The following is a 9,869-nucleotide window of genomic DNA, read 5'->3' as shown; positions in this document are numbered from 1 at the left end:
GTGGTCCCGGCGGGGCTCACCACGTCGTGGGGTACTCGACGGGCGGCACCGTGGACGGCTCCACCCGATTGGTCTTGAGCACCTGGGTCATGACCTGCTGGAAGACGGGAGCCGTCGCCTGGGACGTGTTCATCTTAACCGGATCGGCGATGGTGACCGTCACGACGTACTCCGGGTCCTCCGCCGGCGCGAGCCCGGCGAGCGAGACGGTGTAGCTCTTCGAGTAGCCGCCCTTGCCGTCCGGCTGCTGCGCGGTTCCGGTCTTGGTGGCGATGTTGTAGCCGTCGACGTGGATGTCGTTCGCCAGCCAGCCCTCGTTGTAGTGGGTCTGGAGCATGTCGACGACCTGCTTCGCGGCCGCGCTCGTCACCACCTGGGTGCCCGTCGCGTCGGGCACGTCGACGACGGAGCCGTCGGCCGTGGTGCAGCCGTCGATCAGCTGCGACGGGAGCCGCACTCCGCCGTTGCCGAGCGTCTGGTAGATGCTCGCGACCTGCACGGCGGTCGCCGAGACGCCCTGGCCGAACATCGTCGTGTAGTTCGTCTGGTTGTCCCAGTCCTGGTAGTCGGCGAGCAGGCCGCCCTCCTCGCCGGGGAAGCCGCTCGTGGTGGGCGTGCCGAGCCCGAACTTCTGCAGGTAGTCGTAGCGGGTCTGCGCCGACAGGCGGGAGCCGAGCATCGAGATGCCGACGTTCGACGAGTCCTTGAGGATTCCGGTCAGCGTGTAGTTCGTGGGGGTGTGCGCGAAGTCGTCGCTGAACGAGGCGCCGTCCTTCTCGAAGGAGTCCGGGACGACGACCTGGGTCGTCGGGCCCGCCTGGCCCTGGTCGATCAGCATCGCGGCCGTCATCGGCTTGAAGGTCGAGCCCGGCTCGAACGGCGCGCGGAAGGCGCGCGAGCTGCGGTCGGCGGAGGCGCTCGCCTCGACGTTGTTGGGGTCGACGGTCGGAGTCTCGGCCACGGCGAGCAGCTTGCCGGTCTTGACCTCCTGCACCACGACGATCCCGTAGCTGCCGCCGACCTCGGCGACGCGCTGCGAGAGGACCTGCTGGGAGTAGTACTGGAGGTCGGAGTCGATGGTGAGCTTCAGCGTCCCGCCGTCGACGGCCGGGGTCTCCGAGACGGTGCTGCCCGGGATCCGGACGTAGTCGGCGCTGCGCTCGTAGCTCTCGGACCCGTTCTGCCCCGCGAGGCAGGTGTTCTCCGCGTACTCCATGCCCTCCTGGGCCGCTCCGTCCGCTCCGACGTAGCCGACGAGGTTGCCGGCCACCGCGCCGTTGGGGTAGCTGCGGCCCTGCTGGGTCTCGAAGTAGGTCCACGGGATGTCGAGCGCGACGAGCTTCTGGTACGCCTCGAGGTCGAGCCCCTCCGCGAGGATCAGGTAGTTGGCCTTCGCGTCCTTCGCGAGGGCCGCGTCGACGGCCCCGGTGATCTGCTCGACGGACTGGCCGGTGATCGCGCCGATCTCGGAGGCGGCCTGCTGCACGCTGACCATCACCTTCTGGTCCTCGCCCAGCTCGCGCGGGAACTCGGCCACGTTCTTCGGCGAGGTCGTCAGCCGGTAGCGCGTGGTGGTGTCGGCGAGCACCGTCCCCGAGCGGTCCACGATCGGGCCGCGCTGGCCGTAGGTGACGACGCTGTTCGACTGGTTCTGGGCGGCCGCATCGGTGAGCTCGTTCGCCCGGACGATCTGGATGTCCACCAGCTTGCCGATGAAGAGTCCGACGACGGCGACGATGATCACGAACGTGACGGCCGTGCGGCGTCTGCTCGAGCGGTGGTGTCTCACTGCGGCGGTGTCCTTCTTGCTCCGGGCGGGCGGGCCGCCGTTCGTCGGGTCCGGATGGTCGTCGTGCGCCCCGCGGGACGGGTGCCCGCGCGGAGGCGGACCGCGACGCCGTGCGTCAGTGCGTGATGGGCGCGGGCAGCTCGCCCTGCAACGGTACGGCCGCACCGTCGACAGCCGGGGAGGGCGCGCTCGCGCCGGGCTGGAGAGCCGGGACGAGGGCGTTGGGCACGAGCGGCGCGGAGGCGGTGCCCGCGACCTCGCTCGACGCGGCGGAGGAGGGGTCGCCCAGCACGGCGCCGTCCGAGAGCCGGAGGTAGACCGGAGCGGTGTTGGCGACCATGCCCAGGCCCTGCGCGGCGGTGGCGAGGTTCTGCGGCGAGCTCAGGGTGTCGACGGCGTCCTGCTTCTCCGCGTTGCTGCGGGTGAGCGACTTCTGCTCGGTCTGCAGCGCCGAGATCTGGTAGGCCCCCTGCGAGAGGCCGACGCTCACCAGGAGCTGGACGACGATGATCGCGAACAGGCCGGCGACCGCGACGATCCCGTAGACGAGCTTCGGGCGCGACTGCGCCTGGCCTGCCGGGACGGCCTCGATGCGGGGGCGGGGCGCCTCCTCCTCGGGGCGTGCCCGGCGGGCGGTGTCGATGACGGCGGGGTCGATGACGGCGGTGGCGCTCATGCGGTGCTCCTGATCCTCTCGGCCGCGCGCAGACGCACGGGTGTCGCTCGGGGGTTGCGGGCCTTCTCATCGTCGGAGGCGAGCTCGGCTCCGCGGATGACGAGTCGGAACTCGGGTCGGTGCTCCGGCAGCTCCATGGGGAGGCCGGGCGGGGCGGTGGAGGAGGACGCGGCCTGGAGCGCGCGCTTGACGATGCGGTCCTCGAGCGACTGGTACGCCTCGACGACGATCCGCCCGCCCTCGTTGATCCGGCCCAGGGCGGCGGGGATCGCCCGCTCGAGGACGGAGAGCTCCTGGTTGACCTCGATCCGCAGCGCCTGGAAGACGCGCTTCGCGGGGTGGCCGTTCCGCTGGATCGCGACCGGGGTCGCCGCCTGGATGATCTCGACCAGACGGCCGGAGCGCTCCAGCGGAGCCTCGCGGCGGGCCTCGACGATCTTCTTGGCGTAGCGCGCGGCGAGCCGCTCCTCGCCGTACTCGTGGAAGATGCGGCGCAGGGCGGTCTCGTCGTAGTCGGCGAGGATGCTCGCCGCCGTGAGCGGGGCGGTCGCGTCCATCCGCATGTCCAGCGGGGCGTCCTTGGAGTAGGAGAAGCCGCGCTCGGTCTCGTCGAGCTGGAGCGAGGAGACGCCGAGGTCGAAGAGCGCGCCGTCGATCGTGTCGATGCCCAGCTCGTCGAGCACGTCGGGCAGTTCGTCGTAGACGGCGTGCACGAGATCGATCCGCGAGGCGTGGGCGGAGAGCCGCTCCCCCGCGAGCTGCAGCGCCTCGGGATCGCGGTCCAGGCCCACGAGGCGCAGACCCGGGAAGCGCTCGAGCAGCGCGAGCGAGTGCCCGCCCATGCCGAGCGTCGCGTCGACGACGACCGCTCCGTCGCGCTCCAGCGCCGGAGCCAGGAGCTCGACGCAGCGCTCCAGCAGCACCGGGAGGTGCCGCTCCTCGGTCGGGCGCGGAGCGTCCTTCGGAGTGTTCTCTGCCATGGCGGTCCCGCCGTTCCCGTTCCTGTCGTCCGATCCCCATCCACCTCGCGTCCGGACACCGGGGAAGGTGCGTCCGGGCGCCGAGTGGCTGGGAGTCGCGCGACAGGACCTAGAACAGGCCGGGGATCACCTCCTCCTGGGTGTCGGAGAACACGGACTCCTGCTCCTGCAGGTAGGTCTCCCAGGCGCCCTGCGCCCAGATCTCGGCGCGGTTGCCCGCCCCGATGACGGTGAGGTCGCGGTCGAGGCCGGCGTAGGCGCGCAGCGGAGCCGGGAGGGTCACGCGGTTCTGCTTGTCCGGCGTCTCGGCGCTCGCGCCGGACAGGAACACCCGGAGGAAGTCCCGCGCCTGCTTGCTGGTCACCGGCGCCTGCCGGATCTTCTCGTGCATGACCTCGAACTCGGCCTGGCTGAACACGTATAGGCACCGCTCCTGGCCGCGCGTGACGACGACTCCGGAGGAGAGCTCGTCGCGGAACTTGGCGGGGAGGATCACGCGGCCCTTCTCGTCGAGCTTGGGGGAATAGGTGCCGAGGAACACGGACTGCCCCCCACTTCTTCCGGCCAAGGATGGTGTGTCCTCCACAGTACTCCACTTCCCCCCACTCACAACCCCGGCGCGAGGTGGGGCGCGCCGCAGAGGCCCCGGTCATCCGCGTGTTCCCGCGGAATCGCGACAGTGGGGCGAAGTGGAGGAGGAATGCGGCGGGAGGGAGGCCGCGGGCACGAAAAAAGGGCCGATCCGTGAGGATCGACCCAGTGGTGGAGCGGAGGGGGGCTAGCCGCGCCCGTCTCCGCGGTTGTCCCACCTGTCGTTCAGACGGTCCATGAAGCCGGAGCCCTGGCGGTTGCCCGAGCGGGGCTTCGACGGACGGCCCACGTCCGGCAGGCCGGGCTCGGAGGCGCCGCCGGCGGCCGGGCGCATGGCCACGATCACGCCGCCGAGCATGAAGGCGAAGCCGAGGATGCCGACGAGGGGCTGGCGCACGACCACGCCCGCGACGAGCACGGCGAGACCGAGGATGCCGAAGAGGATGCCGAGCACGAGCGCCCGGTAGTTGGTGCCGCCGCGCCCCTTGCCGACAGCCGCTACGAAATCGGCGTCGTTCTGGTAGAGGTTCCGCTCCATCTCATCGAGGAGCCGTTGCTCGTGTTCCGAAAGCGGCATCGTGACCCCTTCAGGGTGTGGCGCCGATCCTTTCGGGGATCGGCACCGGAATAGGCGGCGTCTGGGCTCGACCGGTCGGGCGGCGCTTCAGTGTAGACCGAGCCCGACGCAGGCACCAGGCACCTTCGGTGCATAGGCTGGTCGGGTGAACCACAGCTCTCGACTGGTCGATCGCGTCCAGCTCCGAATCGATGAATTCCTCACCGGGCGCACGCCAATTCTGCGCTCCATAGGAGAGGACGTCTCCGCTCTCGGCGACCTTTCGCGGGACTTTCTCAGCGGGGGCAAGCGGTTCCGCGCGCGCTTCTGCGAGGCGGGCTGGAACGCGGTCTCGAGCGTCTCGAGCGAGGCCCATCCGAGCGGCTCCGATCCGATCGCGAGGGTGGGGGCCGGCCTGGAGCTGTTCCACGCCGCCGCCCTCGTCCACGACGACGTGATCGACAACTCCGACACCCGCCGCGGCGCCCCCGCGGCGCATCGGCGCTTCTCCTCCTTGCACGCGGACGGCGGCTGGACCGGCGACCGCGATGAGTTCGGCCGCTCCTCCGCGATCCTCCTCGGCGACCTCCTCCTGGTCTGGTCGGACGAGATCTTCGCCGCGGCGGAGTGGTCGCTGGGCGACCGCATCGCGGCCGAGCGCGCGCGCGCCGAGTTCAACCTGATGCGCACCGAGGTCACGCTGGGCCAGTACCTCGACATCCTCGAGGAGAGCGCCTGGGTGCAGCACCCCGAGCACGAGCACCTGCAGCGGGCGGAGCGGGTGGTGGTCTACAAGAGCGCGAAGTACAGCATCGAGGCACCGCTGGCGATCGGCGGCTCCCTCGCCGGCGGCGACGACGCCCAGCTCGACGCGCTGCGGCGCTTCGGGCTCCCGGTCGGCATCGCCTTCCAGCTGCGCGACGACGTCCTCGGAGTCTTCGGGGATCCGGCCGTGACGGGCAAGCCCGCCGGCGACGATCTGCGCGAGGGCAAGCGCACCGTGCTGCTCGGCCTCGCCCGCGGCGCCTGCTCGCCGAGCGAGCGGGCCGAGCTCGACGCGGTCGTGGGCCGGAGCGACGCCGACGCGGCGGCTATCGCGCGAGCGCAGGAGATCATCGCGGGCAGCGGCGCTCTCGAGCGGCTCGAGGAGCGCATCGACCAGGAGGTGGCCGCGGCCGTCGCGGTCCTCCCCGACGCGCCGCTCCGGGCGGACGGCGTGGCGGAGCTGCGCGATCTGGCCGCCCAGGTCACGGTCCGCACCTCCTAGGAGCGGACCCGCGGATCAGGCCAGGGCCTGGGCGACCCGCCTGACCTCGGCCTTGCGGCCGGCGCGGAGGGCGACGATCGGGCTCGTGCCCAGGCTCTCCTCGACGGTCAGCAGCCAGTCGACCGCCTCGTCGTCGGTGAAGCCGGAGTCGGCGAGCAGGATCGCGGTGCCGCGGATCTCGCTCATCGGCTCCCCGTCGCGGAGGAAGAGGGCGGGGACCTTCAGCACGCCGTCGCGGCGGGTGCCGAGCAGGTGGCGCTCCTCGAGGAGGCGGCGGACCCGGCCGGCGCCGAGCCCGGTCAGCTCCACGAGGTCGGGGACGGTCAGCCACTCGAGCTCGGAATCGGTCGAGGCGGCGGGGGAAGCGGACGAGTCGGTCACGCGTCAAGACTGCCACGAGCCCGGGGGGCCGTCGACTGCGGCGGCCCCGGAGAAGGTGCTGGGCTCGTCCTGCGCCGCCCGGGCGTCGCTCACCGGTTCCCCCGGGGGTCTTGCCTAGACTCGTCGCGTGACCACCAGCCAGCTCGACCCCCTCCTCGGCCGTCTCGTCGACGGCCGGTACGAGGTGCGCTCGAGGATCGCCCGCGGCGGCATGGCGACGGTCTACCTCGCGCACGACCAGCGCCTCGAGCGCCGCGTGGCGATGAAGGTCATGCACGGCCACCTCTCCGACGACGCGACGTTCAAGAACCGCTTCGTCCAGGAGGCGCGCTCCGCCGCCCGCCTCGCCCACCCGAACGTGGTCAGCGTCTTCGACCAGGGCCAGGACTCGGACATGGCCTACCTCGTGATGGAGTACCTCCCCGGGATCACCCTGCGCGACCTGCTCAAGGAGCGCGGCCGGCTGACCGCCCAGCAGGTCGTCGACATCATGCACTCCGTGCTCTCGGGACTCGCCGCCGCGCACCGCGCCGGGATCCTGCACCGCGACCTCAAGCCCGAGAACGTCCTCCTCGCCGACGACGGCCGGATCAAGATCGGCGACTTCGGCCTCGCGCGCGCCGCCTCCGCCAACACCGCCTCCGGCCAGGCGCTCCTCGGCACGATCGCCTACCTCTCCCCCGAGCTGGTCACCCGCGGCACCGCTGACACCCGCAGCGACATCTACGCCATCGGGATCATGATCTACGAGATGCTGACCGGCGAGCAGCCCTTCACGGGCGAGCAGCCGATGCAGATCGCCTACCAGCACGCGAACGACTCCGTCCCCTACCCCAGCGCGACGGTCGCCTCCGTGCCCACCTCGCTCGACGAGCTCGTCCTCTGGGCGACCGAGCGCGATCCCGACATGCGGCCCCGCGACGCCGGCGTCATGCTCGCGCAGCTGCTCGAGGCCGAGCGCCTCATGGGCATCACGCCGACCGACCGCCGCGGCGACACGCAGGCGGTCACCCCGCTCCCGGCACCGGCTGCCGAGCCGGCGCCGGCGACGGCCGTCTTCGATCCGGCGGAACCCGGGCAGACCTCGGTCTTCGACCCGGCGCCGGCCGCCGGAGCGGTGCTCGTGGTCGACGAGGACGACGACACCGTCGCCCGGCTCGCGAGCAGGCGCCGCGTCCGACGGCGCCGCGGCGTCCTGCTCACGGTGGTCGTACTCCTCCTGGCGCTCATCGGCGGCGGGACGGCCTGGTGGTTCGGCGAGGGGCCCGGGGCGATCGTGTCGATCCCGGACGTCGTCAGCCAGTCGCAGCAGGACGCGACCGCCCAGCTGCAGGCGCAGGGCTTCGAGGTGCAGCCGCAGGAGACGCCGGACCTCACCGTGCCCGCAGGGACGGTGGTGAGCTCCGATCCGCCCGGCGGGCAGGGGGTGCACAAGGGCTCCGTCATCACCCTGACCGTCTCGAGCGGACCGCGCCAGCTGCCGGTCCCCTCGCTCGCCGGCCTCTCGGAGGCCGACGCCGCCGCCGCGGTGACGGGCGGCTCGTTCACCGTCGGCGACGTCTCGAAGATCTTCGACGCCGACGTCGACGCGGGTGTCGTCGTCTCCGCGTCGCTGCCGGACGGATCGGCGCTGCCCGAGACGATGTCGGAGACCAGCACCATCTCGATGGTGGTGAGCCTCGGACCGATCCCGAACGTCGTCAGCCTGTCGATCGACGACGCGACGGCGAAGGCGGAGGCGGCCGGTCTCGCCCTCGACCGCAGCGGTGAGGACTGGAGCGACACGGTGGCCGCGGGCGTCGTCCTCACGCAGGCGAACCCGGAGGCACCCGCCGTGACCGGCGACACGATCTCGGTGGTCGTGTCGAAGGGGCCGGAGCCGGTCGCCGTGCCGAACGTCGTGGGGATGAACCGCGACGAGGCGAAGGCGGCCCTCGAGGCGGCGGACCTGTCGTGGAGCTACTCGCTGACGACCCTCGGCCCGCTGATCGACGCGGCTCCGAACGAGCTGACCAAGGTCACGAACCAGTCCAACAAGGCCGGCGATCTCGTGCAGCGCGGCACGACGATCCAGCTGTCGATCACCATCACGACCTGACGCCGCCGGTCGAGCCCCGCGGCGGGGACTCGACCGGCGGTCGGGATCAGATCGCGCGGCCCCGGAGCTCCTCCGCCACGAGGAACGCGAGCTCCAGCGACTGCATGTGGTTCAGGCGCGGGTCGCAGACCGACTCGTACCGGGTGGCGAGCGTCGCCTCGTCGATGTGCTCCGAGCCGCCGAGGCACTCGGTGACGTCGTCGCCCGTGAGCTCGACGTGGATGCCGCCGGGGTGCGTCCCCGCCGCGCGGTGCGCCTCGAAGAAGCCCTTGACCTCGTCGACCACGTCGTCGAAGCGACGGGTCTTGTAGCCGGTGGGCGTCGTCAGCCCGTTGCCGTGCATCGGGTCGGTCACCCACAGCGGCAGTGCGTCGCTGCGCTTGACGGCCTCGAGCAGCGGCGGGAGGGAGTCGCGGATCTTCCCGGCACCCATGCGGGTGATGAAGGTCAGGCGACCGGGCTCCCGCTCGGGGTCGAGCTTGTCGATCAGCTCGAGCATCGTCTCGGGCGTGGTCGACGGACCGAGCTTCACGCCGATCGGGTTGCGCACGCGGGACAGGAAGTCGACGTGCGCGCCGTCGAGGTCGCGGGTGCGCTCCCCGATCCAGATGAAGTGGCTGGAGGTGTTGTACGGCGTGCCGGTCCGCGAGTCGATGCGCGTCATGGGGCGCTCGTAGTCCATCAGTAGGCCCTCGTGGCCGGTGTAGAACTCGGTGCGCTTCATGCCCTCGAAATCGGCCCCGCACGCCACCATGAACTTGACCGCGCGGTCGATCTCGCGGGCCAGCTGCTCGTAGCGCTGGTTCTGCGGGTTCTCGGTGAAGCCCTTGTTCCAGTAGTGGACGAGGCGCAGGTCGGCGAATCCGCCCTGCGTGAAGGCGCGGATGAGGTTCAGCGTCGAGGCGGCGGTGTGGTAGCCCTGCACGATGCGGCGCGGGTCCGCGGCGCGCGACTCCGGGGTGAAGTCGTAGCCGTTGACGATGTCGCCGCGGTAGGCGGGCAGGGTCACGTCGCCGCGGGTCTCGAGGTCGCTCGAGCGCGGCTTCGCGAACTGGCCGGCCATCCGGCCCATCTTGATGACGGGCATGCTCGCGCCGTAGGTGAGGACGACGGCCATCTGCAGCACGGTCTTGACGCGGTTGCGGATCTGCTCGGCGGTCGCTCCGGCGAAGGTCTCGGCGCAGTCGCCGCCCTGCAGGAGGAACGCCTCGCCGCGGGCCGCGGCTCCGAGCCTCTCGCGCAGCTGGTCGACCTCGCCGGCGAACACCAGCGGAGGGAGCGCGGCCACCTCGGCGGACGCCGCTCGCACGGCCTCCGCATCGGGCCACTGCGGCTGCTGCTTGATCTCGAGCTCGCGCCAATAGTCCAGGCCGGCGACCACGGAGGGGGCGGCGAGGACGTACGGTTCGTTCGGATCGATGACCACGAGGGTGTTCCCGGTTCTGACTGGCGCCAGCGGCGCGCGGAGGGCCGCCGTCCGGACGGACGGCAGCGGTTGACGAGCTTATCGCCTGGCAGGGCGCTCGGCCGG

9 protein-coding genes are annotated in these 9,869 nt (G+C 71.6%); 2 read left to right on the top strand and 7 right to left on the bottom strand.

Going from position 1 to position 9,869, the window contains the following annotated elements; genetic code table 11:
• Positions 1-16: 16 nt before the first annotated feature.
• The 5 genes from GSU45_RS06965 to GSU45_RS06945 all read right to left on the bottom strand — a co-directional run bounded on the left by GSU45_RS06965 (position 17) and on the right by GSU45_RS06945 (position 4,613).
• On the bottom strand, positions 17-1,789 hold the full coding sequence (locus tag GSU45_RS06965) for a penicillin-binding protein 2 (RefSeq protein ID WP_244248252.1): 1,773 nt from the start codon (positions 1,787-1,789) through the stop codon (positions 17-19).
• 115 nt (positions 1,790-1,904) lie between these two features.
• Entirely contained in the window at positions 1,905-2,465 is a 561-nt protein-coding gene (locus GSU45_RS06960) for a hypothetical protein (RefSeq protein ID WP_159913807.1), read from the bottom strand.
• A complete protein-coding gene (gene rsmH, locus GSU45_RS06955) occupies positions 2,462-3,445 on the bottom strand; it encodes a 16S rRNA (cytosine(1402)-N(4))-methyltransferase RsmH (protein WP_159913805.1) in 984 nt (327 codons plus the stop codon). The genes GSU45_RS06960 and rsmH overlap by 4 nt, the downstream gene beginning before the upstream one ends.
• A 109-nt stretch (positions 3,446-3,554) precedes the next feature.
• The gene (mraZ, locus tag GSU45_RS06950; protein WP_104222586.1) at positions 3,555-3,986 is read right to left on the bottom strand and encodes a division/cell wall cluster transcriptional repressor MraZ; all 432 of its coding nucleotides are present in this window, start codon (positions 3,984-3,986) and stop codon (positions 3,555-3,557) included.
• A gap of 237 nt (positions 3,987-4,223) precedes the next feature.
• The gene (locus GSU45_RS06945; RefSeq protein WP_159913803.1) at positions 4,224-4,613 is read right to left on the bottom strand and encodes a DUF3040 domain-containing protein; all 390 of its coding nucleotides are present in this window, start codon (positions 4,611-4,613) and stop codon (positions 4,224-4,226) included.
• Between the two features lie 145 nt (positions 4,614-4,758).
• Here GSU45_RS06945 and GSU45_RS06940 point away from each other — a divergent pair, with 145 nt between their 5' ends.
• On the top strand, positions 4,759-5,859 hold the full coding sequence (locus tag GSU45_RS06940) for a polyprenyl synthetase family protein (RefSeq protein ID WP_159913800.1): 1,101 nt from the start codon (positions 4,759-4,761) through the stop codon (positions 5,857-5,859).
• Positions 5,860-5,874: 15 nt separating this feature from the next.
• On the opposite strand, the gene GSU45_RS06935 is transcribed toward GSU45_RS06940, so the two are convergent.
• Positions 5,875-6,240 carry an Rv2175c family DNA-binding protein gene (locus tag GSU45_RS06935; protein WP_244248251.1) on the bottom strand — a complete coding sequence of 122 codons (366 nt, stop codon included), beginning with the start codon at positions 6,238-6,240 and terminating at the stop codon, positions 5,875-5,877.
• A gap of 127 nt (positions 6,241-6,367) precedes the next feature.
• Here GSU45_RS06935 and pknB point away from each other — a divergent pair, with 127 nt between their 5' ends.
• On the top strand, positions 6,368-8,338 hold the full coding sequence (pknB, locus tag GSU45_RS06930; RefSeq protein WP_159913798.1) for a Stk1 family PASTA domain-containing Ser/Thr kinase: 1,971 nt from the start codon (positions 6,368-6,370) through the stop codon (positions 8,336-8,338).
• A 46-nt stretch (positions 8,339-8,384) separates the two neighbouring features.
• Here the strand turns inward: pknB and GSU45_RS06925 are convergent, their stop codons facing one another.
• A complete protein-coding gene (locus GSU45_RS06925; RefSeq protein ID WP_159916947.1) occupies positions 8,385-9,719 on the bottom strand; it encodes a 3-deoxy-7-phosphoheptulonate synthase class II in 1,335 nt (444 codons plus the stop codon).
• Positions 9,720-9,869: the final 150 nt, after the last annotated feature.

Source organism: Rathayibacter sp. VKM Ac-2801, assembly GCF_009834245.1.
In the GTDB taxonomy this organism is placed as follows: domain Bacteria; phylum Actinomycetota; class Actinomycetes; order Actinomycetales; family Microbacteriaceae; genus Rathayibacter.
The sequence above is the reverse complement of the archived record's forward strand: the minus strand, read 5'-3'. Positions and strand labels throughout refer to the sequence as shown.